This is a genomic window from Agromyces neolithicus (genome assembly GCF_039529735.1).
Classification (GTDB): domain Bacteria; phylum Actinomycetota; class Actinomycetes; order Actinomycetales; family Microbacteriaceae; genus Agromyces; species Agromyces neolithicus.
Genome location: NZ_BAAANJ010000015.1, coordinates 178,150 through 198,580, shown reverse-complemented (window position 1 = coordinate 198,580; position 20,431 = coordinate 178,150). Strand labels below are relative to the sequence as shown.

22 protein-coding genes and 1 tRNA gene are annotated in these 20,431 nt (G+C 67.2%); 7 read left to right on the top strand and 16 right to left on the bottom strand.

Annotated elements, in window-relative coordinates:
- From ABD164_RS14795 to ABD164_RS14780, 4 genes are read right to left on the bottom strand one after another with little or no spacing between them, the layout of a single operon-like run.
- Nucleotides 1–411 carry an arsenate reductase ArsC gene (locus ABD164_RS14795; protein ID WP_344297056.1) on the bottom strand — a complete coding sequence of 137 codons (411 nt, stop codon included), beginning with the start codon at nucleotides 409–411 and terminating at the stop codon, nucleotides 1–3.
- A gap of 22 nt (nucleotides 412–433) precedes the next feature.
- Nucleotides 434–1,195 carry an MIP/aquaporin family protein gene (locus ABD164_RS14790; protein WP_344297055.1) on the bottom strand — a complete coding sequence of 254 codons (762 nt, stop codon included), beginning with the start codon at nucleotides 1,193–1,195 and terminating at the stop codon, nucleotides 434–436.
- Nucleotides 1,196–1,213: 18 nt separating this feature from the next.
- The gene (locus ABD164_RS14785) at nucleotides 1,214–2,101 is read right to left on the bottom strand and encodes a metalloregulator ArsR/SmtB family transcription factor (RefSeq protein ID WP_344297054.1); all 888 of its coding nucleotides are present in this window, start codon (nucleotides 2,099–2,101) and stop codon (nucleotides 1,214–1,216) included.
- 36 nt (nucleotides 2,102–2,137) lie between these two features.
- Nucleotides 2,138–3,493, bottom strand: coding sequence for an NAD(P)-binding domain-containing protein (locus ABD164_RS14780; RefSeq protein WP_344297053.1), 1,356 nt, complete (start codon nucleotides 3,491–3,493; stop codon nucleotides 2,138–2,140).
- A gap of 90 nt (nucleotides 3,494–3,583) precedes the next feature.
- Here ABD164_RS14780 and ABD164_RS14775 point away from each other — a divergent pair, with 90 nt between their 5' ends.
- The 3 genes from ABD164_RS14775 to ABD164_RS14765 all read left to right on the top strand — a co-directional run bounded on the left by ABD164_RS14775 (nucleotide 3,584) and on the right by ABD164_RS14765 (nucleotide 6,725).
- On the top strand, nucleotides 3,584–3,946 hold the full coding sequence (locus ABD164_RS14775; protein WP_344297052.1) for a metalloregulator ArsR/SmtB family transcription factor: 363 nt from the start codon (nucleotides 3,584–3,586) through the stop codon (nucleotides 3,944–3,946).
- Nucleotides 3,947–3,963: 17 nt separating this feature from the next.
- Nucleotides 3,964–5,127 carry an MFS transporter gene (locus ABD164_RS14770; RefSeq protein ID WP_344297051.1) on the top strand — a complete coding sequence of 388 codons (1,164 nt, stop codon included), beginning with the start codon at nucleotides 3,964–3,966 and terminating at the stop codon, nucleotides 5,125–5,127.
- 173 nt (nucleotides 5,128–5,300) lie between these two features.
- Nucleotides 5,301–6,725 (top strand): FAD-dependent oxidoreductase, encoded by a 1,425-nt coding sequence (locus ABD164_RS14765; protein ID WP_344297050.1) that lies wholly within the window; start codon nucleotides 5,301–5,303, stop codon nucleotides 6,723–6,725.
- Between the two features lie 31 nt (nucleotides 6,726–6,756).
- Here ABD164_RS14765 and ABD164_RS14760 read toward each other — a convergent pair whose 3' ends face one another.
- Nucleotides 6,757–8,856 carry a PEP/pyruvate-binding domain-containing protein gene (locus tag ABD164_RS14760; protein ID WP_344297049.1) on the bottom strand — a complete coding sequence of 700 codons (2,100 nt, stop codon included), beginning with the start codon at nucleotides 8,854–8,856 and terminating at the stop codon, nucleotides 6,757–6,759.
- Between the two features lie 225 nt (nucleotides 8,857–9,081).
- On the opposite strand from ABD164_RS14760, the gene ABD164_RS14755 reads away from it, so the two are divergent.
- The 3 genes from ABD164_RS14755 to ABD164_RS14745 all read left to right on the top strand — a co-directional run bounded on the left by ABD164_RS14755 (nucleotide 9,082) and on the right by ABD164_RS14745 (nucleotide 11,190).
- Nucleotides 9,082–9,417: a PadR family transcriptional regulator gene (locus tag ABD164_RS14755; protein ID WP_344297048.1), complete on the top strand. Its 336-nt coding sequence runs from the start codon at nucleotides 9,082–9,084 to the stop codon at nucleotides 9,415–9,417.
- A complete protein-coding gene (locus ABD164_RS14750; protein WP_344297047.1) occupies nucleotides 9,414–10,085 on the top strand; it encodes a hypothetical protein in 672 nt (223 codons plus the stop codon). The genes ABD164_RS14755 and ABD164_RS14750 overlap by 4 nt, the downstream gene beginning before the upstream one ends.
- Before the next feature lie 637 nt (nucleotides 10,086–10,722).
- Nucleotides 10,723–11,190 (top strand): MerR family transcriptional regulator, encoded by a 468-nt coding sequence (locus ABD164_RS14745; RefSeq protein WP_344297046.1) that lies wholly within the window; start codon nucleotides 10,723–10,725, stop codon nucleotides 11,188–11,190.
- A 282-nt stretch (nucleotides 11,191–11,472) separates the two neighbouring features.
- Here ABD164_RS14745 and ABD164_RS14740 read toward each other — a convergent pair whose 3' ends face one another.
- Nucleotides 11,473–11,820: a hypothetical protein gene (locus ABD164_RS14740; RefSeq protein WP_344297045.1), complete on the bottom strand. Its 348-nt coding sequence runs from the start codon at nucleotides 11,818–11,820 to the stop codon at nucleotides 11,473–11,475.
- A 58-nt stretch (nucleotides 11,821–11,878) separates the two neighbouring features.
- Here ABD164_RS14740 and ABD164_RS14735 point away from each other — a divergent pair, with 58 nt between their 5' ends.
- Nucleotides 11,879–12,886: an arsenic resistance protein gene (locus tag ABD164_RS14735; RefSeq protein WP_344297044.1), complete on the top strand. Its 1,008-nt coding sequence runs from the start codon at nucleotides 11,879–11,881 to the stop codon at nucleotides 12,884–12,886.
- On the opposite strand, the gene ABD164_RS14730 is transcribed toward ABD164_RS14735, so the two are convergent.
- The 10 genes from ABD164_RS14730 to ABD164_RS14685 all read right to left on the bottom strand — a co-directional run bounded on the left by ABD164_RS14730 (nucleotide 12,866) and on the right by ABD164_RS14685 (nucleotide 20,392).
- Entirely contained in the window at nucleotides 12,866–13,279 is a 414-nt protein-coding gene (locus ABD164_RS14730; RefSeq protein WP_344297043.1) for an ester cyclase, read from the bottom strand. The genes ABD164_RS14735 and ABD164_RS14730 overlap by 21 nt on opposite strands.
- A 56-nt stretch (nucleotides 13,280–13,335) precedes the next feature.
- Nucleotides 13,336–14,568 carry a tyrosine-type recombinase/integrase gene (locus tag ABD164_RS14725; protein WP_344297042.1) on the bottom strand — a complete coding sequence of 411 codons (1,233 nt, stop codon included), beginning with the start codon at nucleotides 14,566–14,568 and terminating at the stop codon, nucleotides 13,336–13,338.
- Nucleotides 14,569–14,611: 43 nt separating this feature from the next.
- Nucleotides 14,612–14,839 (bottom strand): helix-turn-helix transcriptional regulator, encoded by a 228-nt coding sequence (locus ABD164_RS14720; protein WP_344297041.1) that lies wholly within the window; start codon nucleotides 14,837–14,839, stop codon nucleotides 14,612–14,614.
- Nucleotides 14,840–15,001: 162 nt separating this feature from the next.
- Nucleotides 15,002–15,077 (bottom strand) — tRNA-Ala (locus ABD164_RS14715).
- A gap of 88 nt (nucleotides 15,078–15,165) precedes the next feature.
- Entirely contained in the window at nucleotides 15,166–15,528 is a 363-nt protein-coding gene (gene rsfS, locus ABD164_RS14710; protein ID WP_232497198.1) for a ribosome silencing factor, read from the bottom strand.
- Nucleotides 15,529–15,570: 42 nt separating this feature from the next.
- Nucleotides 15,571–16,713, bottom strand: a complete 1,143-nt coding sequence (locus tag ABD164_RS14705; RefSeq protein ID WP_344297040.1) for a hypothetical protein — start codon at nucleotides 16,711–16,713, stop codon at nucleotides 15,571–15,573.
- Entirely contained in the window at nucleotides 16,710–17,309 is a 600-nt protein-coding gene (gene nadD / locus ABD164_RS14700; RefSeq protein ID WP_344297039.1) for a nicotinate-nucleotide adenylyltransferase, read from the bottom strand. Before nadD ends, ABD164_RS14705 begins: the two co-directional genes overlap by 4 nt.
- Nucleotides 17,310–17,325: 16 nt before the next feature.
- Nucleotides 17,326–17,547 (bottom strand): hypothetical protein, encoded by a 222-nt coding sequence (locus ABD164_RS14695; protein WP_344297038.1) that lies wholly within the window; start codon nucleotides 17,545–17,547, stop codon nucleotides 17,326–17,328.
- Between the two features lie 67 nt (nucleotides 17,548–17,614).
- A complete protein-coding gene (locus tag ABD164_RS14690) occupies nucleotides 17,615–18,850 on the bottom strand; it encodes an IS110 family RNA-guided transposase (RefSeq protein WP_344297037.1) in 1,236 nt (411 codons plus the stop codon).
- 273 nt (nucleotides 18,851–19,123) lie between these two features.
- Nucleotides 19,124–20,392 carry a glutamate-5-semialdehyde dehydrogenase gene (locus tag ABD164_RS14685; RefSeq protein ID WP_344297036.1) on the bottom strand — a complete coding sequence of 423 codons (1,269 nt, stop codon included), beginning with the start codon at nucleotides 20,390–20,392 and terminating at the stop codon, nucleotides 19,124–19,126.
- Between the last annotated feature and the right edge of the window lie 39 nt (nucleotides 20,393–20,431).

Here is a 20,431-nt window from a genome sequence, read left to right as displayed (position 1 = left end):
CTAGGCAGCGGGGACGAGCTCGGCGAGGAGCGCCTCGACGCGGCCGCGGATGTCGTCACGCACGCGGCGAACGGTCACGATGTCCTTGCCCGCCGGGTCCTCGAGCTCCCAGTCCTCGTAGCGCTTGCCCGGGAAGATCGGGCACGCGTCGCCGCATCCCATCGTGATGACCACGTCAGATTCCTTCACGGCGTCGACCGTGAGGATCTTCGGCGTATTGCCGGTGATGTCGATGCCCTCCTCAGCCATCGCTTCGATCGCGACCGGGTTGATCTGGTCTTTCGGCTCCGACCCGGCAGAGCGGACCTCGACACGGTCCCCGCCGAGCTCGCGGAGGTACCCCGCGGCCATCTGGGAGCGACCAGCGTTGTGGACACAGACGAACAGGACGGAAGGTTTCTCAGTGCTCATAACTTCAATGATAGACCGTCGTCTATCGTTTGGCTACCGCGATCTTCTCCTCCATGCTGGGCGCCTCCGCTGCGGCGACGGCCCGGGCTGGAAAGAGGAAACTCACGACCAGCACGCCGAGCAGCGCGCCGGCGAGCTGCGCCCCAAGAAACGGTACGACAGACGCTGGCGCAATGCCGGCGAACGTATCGGAGAAAACCCGACCGATGGTCACAGCCGGGTTGGCGAAGGAAGTGGAGCTCGTGAACCAATACGCCGCACCGATGTACGCGCCGACGGCGGCTGGGAGGATTCGGGTGTTGCCGCTGCGCACGAGGGCGAAGATCACCAGCACCAACCCTGCGGTCGCAACCACTTCGGCGAGCAGGGTCGCCGGTGTCGCACGATCCGTCGACGAGATGGCCGTCGGCACGTCGAACATGGCGTTCGCGAGCAGCGCGCCCGCGATCGCGCCGAGCACCTGGGCGACGCCATACGGTGCGACGTCTCGCGCCCGGAAGCTCGGCCCTGATCGGCGCGAGAGCCACCAGTCCGCGAACGTCACGACCGGATTGAAGTGCGCACCAGACACGGGCGCGAGCACCGCGATGAGGACCGCCAGGCCGAACGTGGTCGCGAGACTATTCTCAAGCAATTGGAGACCGACGTCGTCGGGCGAGAGCTCCGATGCGGCGATCCCAGAGCCCACGACGATCGCCACGAGGAGAGCCGTTCCAAGGAACTCGGCGACGAGGCGGCGGGTGAGCGGGGCAGGGCTGGGTGAGGGTGACTCGTCTGCGGTCATCGGTCCTGTCGATCGATCTCAGAGGGTGGCGAGCAGCTCGCGGATGCGGCGCTCGATGTCGTTACGGATCTCGCGCACCTCGGCGAGGGGTTTTCCCACCGGGTCGGGGAGGTCCCAGTCGAGGTATCGACGGCCCGGGTAGATCGGGCAGGCGTCGCCGCAGCCCATCGTGATCACGACATCCGCCGCGCGCACGACCTCGTCGGTCAGCGGCTTCGGATACTCGCCGGCCAGCGGCACGCCGATCTCATCCAGTGCGGTCAGCACCGAGCTGCGCACCTCGCCGGCCGGATCCGACCCCGCGGTCCGCACGTGCACTCGGTCGCCGGCCAGGTGTCGGAGGATCGCCGAGGCCATCTGCGACCGGCCGGCGTTCTGCACGCACACGAACAGCACCTCCGGCACGTCGGCACCCGGTGCCGCGTCATCCCGGGCGAGGGCCTCGAGTCGATCCGCCGCGAACTGCGCCGCGAGGGAAGGGACGCGCTGACCCGGGGTCGGCCGCGCCGCGAGGAGCTCATAGCTCTCACGGACGTACCGCTCAACTGTCTCCGAGCTGAACACCCCTTGGAACCGTTCACTGAGGTCCTGCACGACGCGGTCAAGGATCGGCTCGACGGACACCTGAGGCTGAGGCCTGCCGAGCATCTCGGCAATGCGCTCGGCGTGAGCGGGCGCGAGAGAGTACCAGGTGCGGCGACCGTCTGGCTCACGCTGCAGCAGCCCTTCATCGAGCAGCGCTTTCACGTGATGGCTCACGGTCGGCTGCCGCAGGCCCAGCTCCTCGGCGATTCGGCCAACGAGGACACGGCCGTCGGGTGCGGCCAGGATGCTCCGAAGGATGTGAGCGCGCGTCGGGTCAGCGACGAGCCGCAGCTCCCGCGTGGCCTCCGCGACATCACTCATAGACGGAAGTCTATGGCATGGAGGCCACGCGAACAGCTAGCTGCAGCAGCTGCTTTGCGCCTTCGCTGGTGCCTCATCCGTCGCGCATGAGGATCCGTCAGGCGCGAGGCTTGTCGAGCACACTCCGGTCTCCGGCAGCACCAACTCGACGTTGCTTGCCGCGGCGACGTCGCCGGCAAGCCAGGCGGTGATTGAACGGACCTGCTCGTATCCGGTCGCGAGTAGGAAGGTTGGCGCGCGGCCATAGCTCTTCATTCCGGCCAGGAAGAATCCCGGCTCGGGGTGCGTGAGCTCGGCGAAGCCGTGTGGCTCGACGGTGCCGCAGGTGTGCACGTTGGGGTCGATCAGCGGTGCGAGGCGCTTGGGCGCCTCGACGATGTCGTCGAGTTCGAGGCGGATCTCGCGGAGCATGTTGAGGTCCGGTCGGAAGCCGGTGGCGCTGACGACGAGGTCGGTGTCGTGTTCGACCAGGTCGCCGCCCCGGGCCCCGTACAGCCGGACTCCGTCGTCAGTGCGGCCGAGGCGTACGATCTCGAACCGGTCGACGACGGCGATGCGGCCGGCGGCGATGAGTCCATCGACTCGGCGGCCGATCGATGCCCGGGCTGCGAGTCCATCGTCGTCGGACGCCGTTACCCGGACCGCGCTGGCGTTGCGGATCAGCCAGGTGACGCGAGTTCCCGGCTCCTGCTCGGCGAGTTCAGCCAGCGCTAGAAGGGTGTTCGCCGCGGAGTGCCCAGCGCCGACAACGGTGGTGTGCCGGCCGGTGAAACGCGCGCGTTCACGGCCGAGCACGTCGGGGAGGGCATGGCTGACCCGGTCGGCGACGTCGGCGAGACCGAGCGGCTCCAGGCCGGACGAGGCGAGGCTGTTCGGGTGCGCATAGGTGCCGGACGTGTCGATCACGGCACGTGCGGTGAACTCCTCGACGCCGTCAGCGGTGTGCGCACGAAGCAGGAACGGCGTCGACGCACGACGCGCCGTGCGGGTGCGGTCCATGCCCTGCCGCGTGACTGCCTGGACTGTGACGCCGGTGCGGATGTGATCGGCGATCACGTCAAGTGCGGCGAGCGGCTCGAGGTAGTCCTCCACGAGTTCGGTGCCCGTCGGAAGGCTTTCGGCGGCGGGTAGCTGCCAGCCAGTCGCCTCGAGCAGACGTCGCGAGGCAGGATCCACCACGTGCTTCCACGGCGAGAACAGCCGGGTCTGTCCCCATTGCCGGATGCTGGACGCGACCTCATCGCCCGCCTCGTAGATCACGAAGTCGATTCCACGTTCCACGAGATTCGCGGCAGCCGCGAGTCCGACCGGGCCTGCGCCGATGATCGCGATGGGCAGAGTGTCGAGACTGCGCTGTTGCAGGCTCGGGACGGTGAGATCGATCAACGTCATGATGGTGCGGCCTCCTAGGCATCGATGAACTTCGATATTGAGTGTGGAACGTCCATCGACGTTTGTCAATATTCGGATAGGATGGTCGACATGTCCACCACGCTGCTCCCCGTGATCCAGCCTGAAGCGGTTGCCTGCTGCACGCCGCTTACCAGCGAGACCATCGGCCCGGAGCGTGCGGACGACCTCGCCAAGAAGCTCAAGGCACTCGCCGACCCGACCCGCCTTCGGCTGGTGTCGATCGTCGCCGCATCCGAAGGCGACGAGGCGTGCGTGTGCGATCTCACCGAACCCATCGGGCTCAGCCAGCCCACGGTCTCGCACCACCTGAAGATCCTCATGGAAGCGGGGTTCCTCACCCGCAGCAAGCGCGGCACCTGGGCCTACTACAAGCTCGTCCCGGGAGCGCTCAGCCAGCTCTCCCAGTTGCTCGACGTCACCATCTCACGCTGACGGCTAGCGCGCCGACTGTGTCGAATCGCCCGCTCGGAGTGCGCCTGGCTGCGCTCTCCGTCGGGCAGGTGATCAGCTGGGGCATCCTCTACTACGCGCTGATCGTCGCCGCGCCAGCGATTTCACACGAGACCGGGTGGAGCGTCGCGACGGTCACGCTCTGCTTCTCCGGGGGGCTGATCGTCTCCGCGATAGCGGGCATCGTCGTAGGGCGATGGCTCGACGATCGCGGCCCGCGCCTCATCATGACCATCGGGGCCATTGTGGGGACGCTGGGCTTGGTCATCGTCAGCGCCGCCCCCAACCTCGTCGTTTTCACGCTCGGCTGGGTGGTGTGCGGACTCGCCCAGTCGGCCGTCCTCTACCAGGCCGCGTTCACCGTCATCGCCCGCCGCCACGGCGACTCGAGACGCGGCGCGATGACCATCCTGACCCTCGCCGGTGGGCTCGCATCGACCGTGTTCGCACCCATCGTCGCCGGGCTGCTCGGTGTCCTCGACTGGCGCGCGACATTCCTCATCCTCGCTGGCGTACTCCTGGTCCTTACGCTGCCATTGCACTGGTTCTTTCTGGAGCGCATATGGGACCCGCTCCCGGCTGCCCATGAGGGCGAAGCAGTGCACAAGATCGGTGCCCTGATCCGCACTCGTCGATTCTGGATGCTCGAAGTCTCGATGGTCACCCTGGCGGCCGCACTATTCAGCGTCACCCTCGCGATCATCCCGCTCTACATGGAGAAAGGGCTCACGTATGAGCTCGCAGCGTGGGCGCTCGGCCTCCTCGGTGCGGGACAGGTCATCGGCCGCCTGCTCTACGTCGCCGTTCCACATGGCACTGCACCCTGGTTCCCCCTCGCCGTTACCTCCACCCTCGCGGTCCTGCTTCTCGGTCTGATGGGTGCGCTACCAGGGCCGCCCTGGCTGCTCATAGCCGTCGGCGCCACCGCCGGAGCGGTCCGTGGTGCGCAGACCCTCGTACAAGGATCTGCAGTCGCCGACCGATGGGGCACTCGCAATTACGGCACGATCAACGGCGTCTTCGCCGCACCGATCACCGCAGTGACAGCGCTCGGGCCCGCACTCGGACCCATCATCGCTGTTGCCGTCGGCGGCTACTCGGCTATGGCGCTTTTCATGGCCGGGCTCGCGGCCGTGGCGGTGATCACTGCGCGGTTCTCCTGACCATGCCCCAAAGGAACCTCTCCCGGCGCCGAGCAGGCCCCGACAACCCACCGCACCGATACGATCCAAAGCGGGCGGGGATCGAGCCGCGCTCGAGCGACGTCCTCACCGCCATGTTTGTATCGATCACGGCGACCGCTGTTTGGGCACCGTGCGACTGAAGGGTCAAGAGCATGATTGTCGTGGCTGTCGGCGGCAGTGATGCCGGTATCTCCGCTGCGCTTCGCGCCCGCGAGCTGGACCCGAGCGCCGACGTCACAGTGGTGGTCGCTGACGCTTACCCGAACTTCTCGATCTGCGGCATCCCGTACTACCTCTCCGGCGACGTGCGTCCGTGGCAGTCGCTCGCCCACCGAACTCTCGACGATCTTGAAGCGACGGGGATCCGCCTGCATCTGAATACCATCGCAACAAGCATTGATGTTGTGGGGCGACAGCTTTCCATCCGCGACCAGGAGGGCGTCGAGTCGGCGCTAACCTACGACGAATTGATCGTCGGTACTGGGGCGTCGCCTTCAACCGGCGGTATCGCCGGGCTCGACCAGCTGGGCCCTGCGGATGGCGTGCACGTGCTCCACTCGATGGGCGACACGTTCGCCCTAGAGCGGTACCTCGGTGAACACAATCCGCAGACCGCGATCATCATCGGGGCTGGCTATGTCGGGCTTGAGATGGCGGAGGCCCTCACGGCCCGCGGCATCCACGTGACGCAACTGCAGCGTGGTCCCGAGGTCCTCTCGACGATCGACGCCGAGCTCGGCGCCCTCGTCCGAGCCGAACTGATCCGCAACGGCGTGCGGGTGGTCACCGGCGCTCGAGTGGTGAGCGTCACCCGCAACAACGGCGGCCTCACCGTGGCTGGGCACCACGTGAACAGCGAGTTCTCCCAGACTGCCGACGTGGTCCTCGCCGTGGTCGGTGTGGCGCCGAACACGCGCCTCCTCGATCAAGCCGGCGCATCCCAGGGCGCTGGAGGCGCCGTCGTGGTCGACGAGGGCATGCGCACCGAGCTTCCCCACGTGTACGCAGCTGGCGACGGCGTGGTCACGCACCACCGACTACTCGGTGTCACATACCTGCCGCTCGGCACGACCGCCCACAAGCAGGGCCGCGTCGCCGGTGAGAATGCCGTCGGCGGAGACGCACGATTCAGCGGAAGCCTGGGAACTCAGGTCGTGAAGGTGTTCGATCTCGTCGCAGCACGCACCGGCTTGCGTGAGCACGAAGCGCAAACGGCCAACCTTTCTCCCGCGAGCTCCACCGCCGTCGCAGACGACCACAAGGCCTACTACCCGGGCGCGACCCCGATCACGATCCGGGTAACGGGCGACCGCACGAGCGGCCGCCTCCTCGGCGCCCAACTGGTGGGCTCCTACGGCGCAGAGGTATCCAAGCGGGTGGACATCTTCGCGACCGCGCTGCACCACGACATGGGTGTGGACGCGATCGCTGAGCTCGACCTCTCATACACACCCCCTCTCGGTTCGCCATGGGATGCGGTACAAGTCGCGACCCAGAAGTGGACGCGCGAACAACGAGAACCGACAGCTGTCGAAACCGACGTCGAAACGCTCGGTCATTCCGCTGCGGGAGCCTGACGCGCACCTCCGGCGTCGGCGCGGCAACGCCTCAGTCGGCGAGCGTGACAACGCCGACCGTCCCGTTCACCGTGACGGACTGACCGTTGGCGAGGCGTCGCGTTGCGTCACCGGTTCCGACGACCGCCGGGATGCCATACTCCCGGGCGACGATCGACGCGTGCGCAGCAAGCGCGCCGCCGTCCGTGACGACGGCGGCAGCACGGGCGAACAGCGGGGTCCACGCGGGGGCGGTTGTTGCGGCGACGAGGACATCCCCCGGTTTGAACGACGGGAATTCGGATGGGTCAGTGATGACGCGGGCCGGTCCGGTGGCGATCCCGGTGCTGGCGGGCTGGCCGACGATGGCGTCGGGCGGGATGGGGCGGCTCCCTCGGGCTCGTTCCACCGCGCGACCGACAGGGTCGCCGATGAGCTTCGGCGGTGCACCGATCGTGAGCGGGGCTGGCTGCCGAAGCTGCCGCTCCCAGAGGGCTCTTCGAGCGTCGGCGACTCCTCCAAGCGCACCACGACCGCGGAGGTCGGCCCGGTGGAGGAAGAACACCTGCTCGACGGATGACAGGCGACCATCGGCAACGAGGGCCTCGCCGAGCGAGATCGCGCAGGTTCGCAGGGTCGGCCACGCTGCGGGGAAGACGCGAGCCTGGTGTTCTCGGATCACCGCATACCGGCTGGCCACTCCGAGGAGTTCAGCGAACCGTCGTCGGAGCTTCGGTTTGCGCGCCAGGGCGGCCAGGCACGCGGATTCGGCTCGACGTCGTTGCTCGACAAGCGCCTGGTGGCGATCGACCCATCCGGCCTCGGCGATCGGTGGCGGGGTGTTCGCGATCTGCCGGAACCAGTCAGCACTCTGGATCGGCAACCCTGCGGGCACGTCATCGATGCCGGACAGTGCACGGAGCAGCACTTGCACGCCCTCCTCGAGTTCCGCCCCGTCGCCCAGCAACTCCGTGAGGTGCTTCCGCGCGAATGCCGCGAGACCGGCCTCCATCTTCCACGCGGACCCCCCGACGACGGAGAGGAACCAGAGTTGCCGCCCGGCAGCTCGGCCGAGTCGGTCGACCAGGTCTTCGAGCTCGTCGGGTGAGGCCCCGGCCCGTTGGTCGTGTGCGTCGGCGATGAGGCGTTCGTAGGCCGGCAGTTCGTCGTCGATCCACCTCCGGTAGAGCCCCGAGATAACTTCGCGGTCTGCTGCGGCCGGGTTCCGCGAGACCCGGATCAGGATGTTGAACAACGTACCGAGGATCCGACCGCGGGTGCGGGCGAGCGCTTCGAAGATGAGCCGCGGCTTCGGTCTTGGTGTCGCGTTGAAGTACCAGCCATTGATCGTCGCGTACCGGAACGGGATCCGCGCCCCGATGCTGTCGAGCATGCCGTCGAGATACCCGTCCTCGATCAGCGGCAGAAGCCAGTCCCCGAACAGCGGTGTCATCGGCTCTGGAAGCCACTCGCCGAGCCGGAAGTTGCGCGACCAGAGCCCCGGACCCGGCGGCTCCCACGACACCTCCGGGGGCAACGCGGTCATCGGTCGGGCTTGCAAGAGGAGCAGCCGCCAACCTGTGCGCCCGCCAGGCTCGATCGCCCATTCGATGTCCTGCGGCGCACCGAGCACCACCTCGATACGCCGACCGAGGCGCGCGATCGCGCTCGCCTGCTCTGCGCTGATGGCCTCCTCCTCGATCCGGCGCGGGATGACCTCCCGGCCGCGGATGCTCCACTCATCGCCGAGAGCTTCGCCGCCGACCAGTCGTTCGCCCAGCCCGCGGACCGCGGTCACGATGGTCTCAGTGCGGTCGCCGGTGACGGGGTTCGCCGTGAACGCCACCCCCGCCGCGCGTGCCTGAATCATGGGTTGCACGAGGACCGCGATGTCCGCCTCGATGCCTCCCGGGTTGCGGCCGGACGTGTAGGCGGCAACCCTCGACGCGGTCGCGGCGTCGCGACACCGGGCAACGGCATCCGCCACGCCTTCCCGCGGCACGTCCAGGAATGTTTCGTACTGCCCCGCATAGGAAGCGTCCTGAAGATCCTCGGCGACCGCCGATGAGCGCACGGCGAACCTCGACGTCTCGGCAAACGCGCCAACGGCGAGAGCGCTGGTGATCGCCTCAGCGAGACGGTCCGGGGGCATGCTCCAGGCATCCGGGGTCACGACGAACCCGGGTGGCACTGGGAAGCCGGCCGCCGCCAAACGGGCGAGACTTGCTGCCTTCCCGCCGACGACCCGGCCCGGCTCCCACGCGACATTCGACAGCGTCACTATGGCCGAGCCCTCCATCGGAACCTCCCATGAATATGTAGCAATGCTACGTATCGATTGCCTACGAATCAAGCTGGCGGCGTAGTATTGCTACGTATGAGGGCGGAAGCGCTGAAGGGACATCTCGACGGGCTGTTGCTCGCATCGCTCGAGGCCGGCCCGCTGCATGGGTATGCGGTGATCGAGGTCCTGCGCGACGGCAGTTCAGGTCACTTCGACCTGCCAACGGGGACTGTGTATCCAGCGCTTCGGCGGCTCGAAGGTGCAGGTCTCGTGCAGTCCGGCTGGTCCGTCGTGTCCGGCCGTCGACGCCGCACATATGAGCTGACACCGGCCGGGCGGCGGGCACTCAATGACCAGCGGACGCTCTGGGATGAGTTCTCGGGCGCCGTCAGCGCACTCCTTCGACGAGGGGCGGAGGCCGCGACATGAGCCGGCCGCTTTCGACCCGGCACCCCGACCCAGTGTCGTCTTACCTCGTTGCGATCGACGCCGAAATTCCCCGATGGCTCCGCAGCCGCCGAGCCGCGCTCAGCGAGCTTGCAGACGGCCTGGACGACGCGATCACCGACTACCGGACGCAAGGACTCTCTCCCCAGGAAGCCGCGACGCGAGCGGTGAGCGACAGTGGCCCACCGTCGATCATCGCCGACGCATTCACTGACGTTCTCTCCGCGGGACATGCCCGCCGCACCGCCCTCGCGCTGCTCGTCACAGGGCCACTCATTGGAGTGGTCTGGCTCAATGCCCTCGTCCCCGGCAGCCCGCCGACGATGCTCCTCGCGCAGATCCTGCCTCTCGGCCCGGTCATCCTTGCGTCCGTGGTGACGAGCGTCCTCACCCTCCTGGTGACTGGGCCCGCACGACTCCGACCGGCTTGGGCCCCACGTCGGCCGCAGCGGCTCGCGGCCTTCGCCTGCGCCTGCTCAGTCGTCGGCGACCTCCTCGTGCTCGGCACTACGATGATCACCGCCCTCACCATGCCCGGGAACATGGCGGGCTACCCATTGATTGGCGCCGTCGTCCTCACGCTGACGCGTCTCGCGATCACGCAGCGTGTCGCTCGCCGAGACCTCACGCGCGCCCCATCGAACCCATGACCCACGCCACGGGTGCGTCGGAGTAGGCGAGACGGAAAGGGATTGGAATGAGAGCGGAAGTCCTCCACATCGAAGAATGCCCGAGCTGGCATGAGGCCGGCCGGAGTCTTCGGGCAGCATTGGACTCCATTGGCCATCGGGACGTGCCGATCACGTTTACGCTCCTCGCCTCCGCAATGGAAGCAAGTCGTGTTCCCTTCGGTGGCTCGCCCACGATCCTCGTCGATGGCAAAGACCTATTCCCGACGGACGGACGCACGAGTGATCTCGCCTGCCGCGTCTACCTGACGCCTAACGGGCTCGCGGGCAGACCCACGCAGCATCAGCTCGAGACCGCGTTGGCCGCTCATGACTGAGCCCGACGAGATTCGCTGCTCATGCTGCGGCCGGGTCCTAGCTAGGCGGCGCCTCCACGCTCTGGCCGACGGCAATGCGTTCATCTGTCGGCGATGCGGGCTCTGGGTGGCCCTGCGGCTCCGAAGCGACATCAGGCGGGCATAACGATGCCCCCCGCCGCGCCGGGCTCGCGATCGACACCGCGAACATCGACGATGCCGAGTTGGCGGACTATCCCTAGCCAGACGACCTGCGTCTATCGGCTGGACTTTCGCGCAACTTGAAGGTTTACGGTTGCAGCATGAGCGGATTGCGGATCTCCCAGGTGGCGGAGCGGACGGGCTTGCCTGCGAGCACGATTCGGTACTACGAGTCTGCGGGACTGGTGGAACCGGCTGAGCGCGGCTCGAACGGGTACCGGCAGTACGGCGACGCGGATGTGGAACGGCTGCTGTTCATCGCCGGCGCCAAGCGGCTGAATCTCGGGCTCGGGGATGTGCGACAACTGGTCACAGCTCGTGAGTCGGATCTGTGTGAGCACGTTCAGCGTCACATGCGCGACGTCGTGGCTGCCCGGCTGACGGAGACACAGGAGCAGATCGCCGAGCTGTCCCGGCTAGCGGACGAGCTACGGCGAGCGCAAGAGCGGCTCTCGCGGCCAACTACTGGTGGAGTGTGCTCTGACGCGTGCGCGTGCGCCGTCATCACGGGCAACGATGCGGCCGAGCCGCCCGCCGGCGCTACGGTGCTGACGGTCTCGAACCGCTGAGCACGGGGCTGTCGTCCTGTGCTCGAGGCTGGATGCTGACGTCGACTCGTGAGGCAGGGAGGCGGCAGGCTTTCGCCCGGCGGCGCCGGATCAGAAGCACCGTCAGGATGATGCCAGCCGCCACGGTGACCGCGAGCAACGCAGGAACCCAGTAGGCGCCCAAGAGGGACGCTGCGCCGAGGCTGCCGACGAAGGCGAGCAGCGGGCCCGCACAACATGCGGCGCAGGCGAGAATGCCGGCACCGAGGATCCCCGCCGTGGACCGGACGGCGCGTTTGCGCGTCACGCGGCATCCGCCTTCGAGTCGAGTCCGGCCTCACGTTCGGCGGTGACGACGAGCGCTTCGAGGACCGGAGCGTGCGGCGCAGGCACGGTGACGGTCATGGTGACCGAATCTTCGTCCGGCGCGAAGTCGAATGTGAAGAACGAGCAGCACGACGTCTCGCGGGCGGCGAGGTCACGGGCGACCGTTTCACCTGTCGGGTCGAGGATCAGATCGGCACGAGTGGCGTTGACGCGGCGCACGCGACGGAGCGCCATCGCGAACAGTTCGCTGAACTCTTGCTCACGCAGCGGGCGCTCAACGGTCGGAAGGGTGCAGGACGCTGGCGCCCAGTCAAGATCGGTCATGGGTTTGACGGTAGAGCTTCGAGTCGGTTGAAGGTCAAGCGGTCTCTAGGCTGGAAGGATGCTGCACATCGTCACTTGGTGGGACAAGCACCAGGTTGCGCTGTACCTGGCTGCGATCTTCTTCGGCGGCGTGTTCGGTGTCCTCGCGCCTGCGGCCGCTCCGGTGTTGACGGCAGCGACGAACCCGGTGCTGGCGGTGCTGCTGTTCGCCACGTTCCTCGCGGTCCCGCTGATCGAGGTCGGCCGGTCATTCAAGCACGTCCGATTTCTCGGCACAGTGCTCGTCGTCAACTTCCTCTTCGTCCCGCTCGTCGTGTTCGGGCTATCCCGGTTCGTCGTCGACGACCAGGGCCTGCTCATCGGTGTGCTGCTGGTCCTGCTCACCCCGTGCGTTGACTACGTGATCGTGTTCACCGGGCTCGCCGGAGGCGCGAAGGCACGCCTGCTGGCGGCGACGCCGCTGCTGATGCTCCTGCAGATCCTGCTTCTTCCCCCTTACCTGCTGCTGTTTGGCGATGGCGAGGCCGTGCAGCACATCGAAGTCGCACCGTTCGTCGAGGCGTTTGTGGTCATCATCGTCATCCCGCTCGTGGCCGCCGCGATCGTGCAAGCGGTCGCGCGCCGCCACCGCGCCGGCCACACCATCGAGCAGGTCATGGCCGCGGCGATGGTCCCGCTCATGATGCTGACCCTGGCCGTGGTGATCGGTTCCCAGATCGCCGCCGTGGGCGGTCAAGCCGTCGCCCTGCTTCGAGTGGTGCCCCTGTACGTCGCGTTCCTGGTCGTAATGCTCTTCGTCGGCCTTGGGGCTTCCCGTGTCGCACGACTCGACGTTCCCGAGACCCGCGCGGTGATCTTCAGCGGCGCCACTCGAAACTCCCTCGTCGTCCTCCCGTTGGCGCTCGCCTTGCCCGCGGAGCTGGCGATCGCACCGCTCGCGGTTGTCACGCAGACGTTGGTCGAGCTCGTCGGAATGGTCTTGTATGTTCGGCTCGTGCCGCGACTGGCGCCACTGCCGACCTGCCAGATGCCGGCTACGAGACCTTCAGAGTCCGAGCTGGAATAGCCGACTCTGGTTGTCCTCGACACTCACCATGTCATGAAGGCGACCTCCGGTGACGCGGAAGAAGTACAACTCGTCGACGTTCTCAAAGCGGGCACCGGTGGGCTCATGCCCACGCCATGGACCGAAGTGTGTGCCCGAGCAGCGGAAGTAGGCGGCAACGGTATCGCCCTCGACCACAACCGTCACGATCTCCATGTGAATATCCGGGAATGACACCCGGAACGGCTCGATCCAGCGCCGCATCGGCTCAACCTCTTCCGGCGTGACGAGTTCCGGGAGGGCGTCGAAGTCACCGCCGACCATCACCTCTACGACCAGTCGACGCACCAGCGATTCAACATCATTCGGCCTCGCGCGGCGGCCGTCATCCGAGTTGCCTGATATCGAGGCCATGAACCGAGGGTAAGCCTGTGCGAGGAATACTCCGCACCGGGAAGCGCCCCGTTCGCTCAGAAGCCTTCCTCTCGGCGACCCCAGCGCTCCTTGTCGACTTCCAGAACGCGACCCGGATTCTTGGGACCTCCTTGAAGCTGTCCGAGGACTTCGGAGGTGTCCGGCGCGTCGACGGCGCGCTTGGCGTAGTACTGCTCGGTGACGCGGGAACGCTTGTGGCCTGCGAACCGGGCTCCCGCTTCCAGGCCGAGCGCGTCCGAGACAGCGGTGACGGCCGACTTCCGCAGCGCATGCGGGACGAGCTCGTCATCGATGCCCGCCCATGCGCGGACGCTGCGAAGCGCGCGGTGAACGTCCTGAGTGCCATTGGGGGCCCCGGTGCGGGTGTGGAAGACGAAATCGTTGCCGCCGCTGGCGAGCTTACGCCGCCGCAGCATCGGGAGTAGCTCCGGTGGGATGGTGATGCGCCGCCACCCAGACTCGCTCTTGAGGTAGTTCTCCCAGTGCTTTGGCTGACCCTTCGAGTCAACTATCTTGCCTGCGATCGTGATGGTCGGCTTGGGCGAGTCGATGTCGACGTGCTCCCATTTGAGGCCGACGGCTTCGCCGATACGGGCTCCGGTGGAGAGGATGAGGTCGACGACGTCGCCGAGGAGGTCGGAGGGCCGCGGGCCCATCCGGTCCGCGCGGTTTTGGAAATCGCGGATGATGCCGCGTAGAACTTCGAGCTCCATCGGCGCCGGAGCATAGATGGGCTTGGACTGCTGCCTGACTCGCTTCACCTCGCGGGCAGGGTTCGCAGCCATCAGGTCGTTCATCACGGCGTAGGAGCAGATCTGACTGATCAGTGCCTTGACGTTCCTCGCCGTGCTTGGGGTCTCGTTGTGGATCGCCTTGTACACGCGGAGCACTGTGCTGGCCTTGATCTCGCGGATCGCGAGCGCGCCCATGTGTGGCGCGATCTTCTTCTCGATGAGCCTGCGGTTCTCGTGACGGGTCGTGTCGCGCTGTTCCTGAGTGAACTCGACATGGTCCATGAACTCGCGGGCCAGGGCCAGGAACGAGGAGTCAGGGCTGAGGTCGCCGACTTCACCGAGCGGCGCATACTGCTCCTCGATCGAGGACAGGAGCGACCGACGTGCCGCCGCGTTGGAACTTGCTCGCACGCGGAGCTTGCCGTAGCTGCCATCGAGGCGCCGGAAGCGCAGCGTGCCGCGCACCCGTCCGTCGGGCAGGTCTTGGTACGTGATCTCACCGTGTGAGCCTGGCCCTAGTTTGGTGCGCGCCATCGGAGTCGCCCTCTGTCAGAGGAGATGGGCACGACCAACCCGGTCACCGTCTGTCCGTTCGAGACTTCAGCCAGGCCTCGACGTTCGCTCTGCTGTAGCGCAGGTGCTTGCCGAGCTTGGTCGCCTTCGGGCCGGTGCCCTCGAGACGCCAGTGGTAGATCGTCTCTTTGGACAGCTGCAGGTACTCGGCAAGCTCGTCGACGGTGAGATAGTCCCCGAGGCTCTCGATGAAGCGAGCGGGCGGATACGTGGACGGAACGGATGTGCTCATACTCCTTATGAGTGCGGCACAGATCCTGGTTGTTCGCTGTCTGATGTGAACCGTTGTGGATCACTACGAACGTCGGGGCGATTCGAAAAAGGCCCCAAAAAGGCCCCAAGGGCTGTATTTAACGAAAAGAACCCCTGAGAACTTCGCGTTCATCAGGGGTTTTGGTGGATCTGAGGGGACTCGAACCCCTGACCCCCTGCATGCCATGCAGGTGCGCTACCAGCTGCGCCACAGACCCGTGCGCCCGTTCGGGGCAACGAATTGAGCTTACACCAGCCCGTGCCCGCGTACGAAATCGAGGGCGCCCAGCGGTGCGAGCCGCTCGTTCAGCTGCTCGCGGCCAGCAGTGGGGCCACCGGCAGCGCCGGGCAGTCGGCCCAGAGCCGCTCGAGCCCGTAGTACATGCGCTCTTCTCGGTGGAAGACGTGCACCACGAGATCTCCGAAATCGAGCAGCACCCATCGGCCCGCGTCGTGCCCTTCACGGCGTCCGGCACGGCCGAGCACCTCTTCGATGGCATCGGCGATGGCGATGACGTTGCGTTCGGAGTTGCCGGTGGCGAGGAAGAACACGTCGGCGAACGGGAGGGGTCGGGAAACGTCGAGGGCGACGAGGTCTTCGCCGCCCTTCGCATCTGCGGCCCTCGCCGCGAGGGCGAGGGACTCGAGTGCCTGGTCGGATGCGGTCATACGCTCATTTCCGGTTTGCAATGGCTGACGATCGTGGTGGGCTCAGAACAGGCCGGCGACGGCACCGATCACCAGCGTGGCGACGACGCCCAGTGCGAGCACGCCGGCGGTGACAGCAAGCACGAGCGGAACGTTCATGCCCTCTTTCTTGGGCGGGGCGATCATGGCGCGCGATGCCCCCTGCGTGCTGATCGCCCGGGTCGCTGCGACGGGTGCCACGCCCGTGCCGACGTCTTCGACATGGTCGAAGAGGCGATCGACGTCGGATGAGTCGATCTGGCTCGGGTGAACGCCGGTGGCCCCATAGCTGCGGGGCAGGTCGATCGAGCCTGTGGCGATGATCTCACCGGCGCTCGTGATCTGGTTGCCGAGCGGGCCCTGGTCGGGCAGCGACGGGAGGATGAGCGCGTTCGTCGTCGTGGGAACGCCGTGACTGAGGGCTCCACGCGAGAGCAACTGGTCGAACGGCTCGGGCTCGTCGATGGGCACGTTGAGCTGTGATGTCCAGTGACCGGCGGCGAGACCGGGCACGGCATCGATCGCCCCGTTCGTAGCAGGGACGACAGGCGGAATCTCCGGTTGCGGCCGGTTCGCCGAAACCGGCGCTGACGGTACCGGCGCAGCCGGCATCGCGGGGGCCGGCGCAGCCGGCATCACGGGCGTGGATGCTGCGGGCATCGGCGCCGCCGCGGGTGGCGATGCAGCGGCGCTCGCCTCGACCTCGTCGTCGAACTCGTCGAGCTGGCCACCGCCGAGCATGGCTCGAAGCTCGCGTCGGGTGAGCGTGCGCTCGGGCGTCGTCGCCGCAAGCGGCGCCGACGGCGTCGGATCGGCCGGCGCGGCGGGGCGCGGTGAGAACGGATCGTGCTGCGGCGCTTGCACCGGGGCTTGGGCCGCTGCCGGCCCGCCGAAGGGCGACCCTTGGGGAACGGGGATTCCACCGCCCGGACGTGGGGGCGCGAAGGTCGGCGCCGTGGCAGGTCCGCGCACTGCGGGCTGCGCCGGCGCGACCGGCGTGTTCGCAGGGGCAGGAGGCGTCACGGGAGCGGGCGGCGTGTACGGCACCGGCGCAGGCGCGGCCGGAACGTCGGATTCGGGGGTCGACGAACCGCCCTGCTGCTCCAGCAGACGCTCGCGTTCACGCATTTCGCGGCGCGTGAGCGGCGGTTCCTGCGACGACGTCATTCGACACTCCGGTAGAGATGGTGCTTGGAGATGTACTGGACGACCCCATCGGGCACCAAGTACCACACCGGGAAACCCCGGCGCACCCTGCTCCGGCAATCGGTCGACGAGATCGTAAGCGCCGGAACTTCCAACAAGCTTACGTCTTGCTCTGGCAAACCCGAAACGGACAGCACATGTCCCGGGCGACTCACAGCAACGAAGTGCGCGAGCTGCCAGAGCTCGTCGACGTCTTTCCAAGCCAGGATCTGCGCGATCGCATCGGCACCGGTGATGAAGAAGAGGTCGGCATCGGGCCGCTCGTCGCGGATGTCGCGCAGGGTGTCGATCGTGAACGTGGCCTTCGGGCGATCGATGTCGACCCGGCTCGTCGTGAAGCGTGGATTCGACGCCGTCGCGATGACCGTCATGAGGTACCGATGCTCGGCGGGCGTGACGACCGTCTTGTAGCTCGGCTGCCCTGTCGGGACGAAGATCACCTCGTCGAGCTCGTGCGACTGCGCGACCTCGCTCGCCGCGACCAGGTGGCCGTGGTGGATCGGATCGAACGTGCCGCCCATGACCCCGATTCGTGGTCGGCGGGGCTCGCCCGTCATCGCGCGATCGCCTGCCTCAGTGACCGCCGTGTGCGTCTCCGGAGTGGCGGGCGGCGTAGGCCTCGGCCTTGGCACGGTGACGGTTGGCGACGTCTCGGTACGACGCGACGACGAACGCCAGGGCGGCGAAGACGATGAGCGCGATGAGCCCGTAGACCCACGACTCCATCGGCAGGTGCCTCGCGTGCACCGTCTCGGTGAGCACCGTTCCGGTCAACGCTGCGGTGGTGAGGCTCATTCGCCGTTCCTTTCGAATCCTGCGGGTGTCGCTCGTGACAGTCTAATACGGGAGTAGAACGCAACTTTTAGGCGGCAGTCGGGGTGATCGCCACGTGGTAGCCGAGCTTTTCGAGCTGTCGGATGGCCCTGTTTCTCGTGTTCTGCGGGTCGTATCGAGTGTAGTAGTCGGCGCCGGGATCGGTGTAGACCTCGCCGTTTCGGAGCATGTGCCAGACCGCGGTCAGGATCGTGTGCTCGATCGCGACGACTGCTTTCATGGGCCCGCGGCGGGCGGCGATGCGCCGGTACCTGGCCGCGAGGTAGGTGCCCTTGGAACGTGACACGGACAACGCCGCGACGCCGAGGGCAGCTTTGAGGTACTTGTCGCCGGGGCGAGTGTGTGCGGACTTGACCCTGCCCGCGGATTCGTTCTGCCCCGGGCAGACCCCCGCCCAGGATGCCAGGCGCCCGGGGGTTTCGAACACGGTCATGTCCGCACCGGTCTCGGCGATGATCACATCAGCGACCGTGATCGAGACTCCCGGGATCGTGATCAGCGCTTCCCGGGCGGAACGAAAGGGTGCGATCTGGTCCTCGATCCGTGCGGTGAGTCGGTCGATCATCGCGGTGGCCGTGTCGATCTGGGTCAGGTACTCGCCGACCAGGAACGCGTGATGCTCGGTGAACCGACCATGCAGCGCGTCGACCAACTGCGGGATCTTGTTCCGCAGCGTCCCTTTCGCCAACTCTGCGAGCACCTTCGGGTCGCGTTCCCCGGCCACGAGTGCGTCCAAGATCGCCCGCGACGATGCGCCGGTCAGACCGGACACCACCGCGGACAGTTTGATCCCGGAGGATTCGAGGAACTTCTCCAACCGTTGCACCTGCCGGGTCCGGTCCCGCACCGCGATCGCCCGCGCCCGCGTCAAATCTCGCAGCTGCCGCACCGGCTCGGGCGGCACGAACGAGGCCCGCAGCAGTCCGTGTGCTGCCAGCTGCGCCAGCCACGCCGCGTCCGACACGTCGGTCTTGCGGCCCGGGATGTTCCTGGCCTGCCGCGCGTTGACCAACATCACCGGCAGCTCGTTCTCCATCAGGAAGTAGAACGGTTTCCAATAGTCGCTGGTCGCTTCCATCACCACCGTCGTCACCCGCTGGGCATCGAGGAACTCGATCAACTCGAGGACCTGCCCTGCTGTCGCGCCCCACGTGGTCACGCTCGTCGTGAACGTCCCAGCACGCTTGCCCGGCACCCGAACAGCGACCTTCGCGTCGCGTTTGGAGATATCCATCCCCGCAGCACGCTCGTGCACCACATCCATCACCGGCTCCTCCCGTCAGGGCCGGCCGCGGGGAAGGACAGGGATCAAGAACTCAGGAATCTAACACTCGTGCTCAACGGCAACAATCCACGGTTCCCGTGGAAGGCCTTCCGCGCCAAGCTAGCGAACAGGCTCACCGGCACCATAGACAAATCGGCGTCACCGCGACCGACACCACGAGCATCCACCACACCACCGGAGCAGGCAAGAGGCGACCACGCACGATACTCCCGACCCCCACGGCGCGGCAGCGCCCCTGGAACGCTAGCGAGGTCAGGCACGCACGTGCCCGGCGCCGCGCACGATCCACTTGGTGCTCGTGAGCTCGGGCAGGCCCATCGGGCCCCGGGCGTGCAGCTTCTGCGTCGAGATGCCGACCTCGGCGCCGAAGCCGAACTCGGCGCCGTCGGTGAACCGGGTGGAGGCGTTCACCATGACCGCTGCGGCGTCGACCTCGTTGAGGAACCGCTCGGCGTTGCCGAGGTCGTTGGTGATGATCGATTCGGTGTGCTTCGTCGAGTACCGCCGGATGTGCGCGAGGGCGTCGTCGAGCGAGTCGACGATGCCGACCGAGATGTCGAGGCTCATGTGTTCTGTGGCCCAGTCGTCGTCGGTGACGGGCAGCGCCTCGGGCCGCAGGGCGCGCACGCGCTCGTCGGCGTGCACCGTGACCCCGGATGCCTCGAGCCGGTCGATCACCGACGGCAGCAGCCGCTCGGCGGCATCGCGGTGCACCAACAGCGTCTCGAGGGCGTTGCAGACGCTCGGTCGCTGCACCTTGGCGTTGTGCACGAGATCGACCGCCCACTGCTCGGGCGCCGACTCGTCGAGGAACATGTGCACCACACCGGCACCGGTCTCGATGACCGGCACGCGGGCCTCATCGACGACGGCGCGGATGAGGCCCGCGCTGCCACGTGGAATGAGCACGTCGACATAGTCTCGGGCCTGCATGAGATGCCGGGCACCGGCGCGGCCGAAGTCGTCGACGGTCTGCACGGCCTCGGCGGGGAGCCCCACCGCGTCGAGAGCGTCATGAAGCACGGAGATGAGCACGCGGTTGGTCTGCTCGGCGGCGCTGCCACCGCGAAGCACCACGGCATTGCCGCTCTTCAGTGCGAGCACGGCGATGTCGATCGTCACGTTCGGGCGGGCCTCGTAGATGGCGCCGACGACACCGAGCGGCACGCGCACCTGGTCGATGCGTACGCCGCTCGGCAGGGTGCGGCCGCTGAGGGTCTCGCCGATCGGGTCGGTGAGGCCGATGACCTCGAGCACGGCGTCGGCGATCGACGCCACGCGGCGCTCGTCGAGCGTGAGCCGATCGAGCAGTCCGGCCGCTAGGCCCGATGCGCGACCCGCGTCGAGGTCGCGCTCGTTCGCGGCGACGATGTCGGCTGTGCGGGTCCGCAGCAGTGTGGAGACCTGCTCGAGTGCCGCATCTTTCTCGGCCGTCGTCGCGCGGGCGAGGCGGTACGACGCCTGCTTTGCCGCGGCGAGGCGTTCGTCGAGCACGGCGGTGTCGAGGTCGGTCTGCTCCATGAATCAAGCCTACGGCGCGGCACGAGGTGCCGGCGCCGT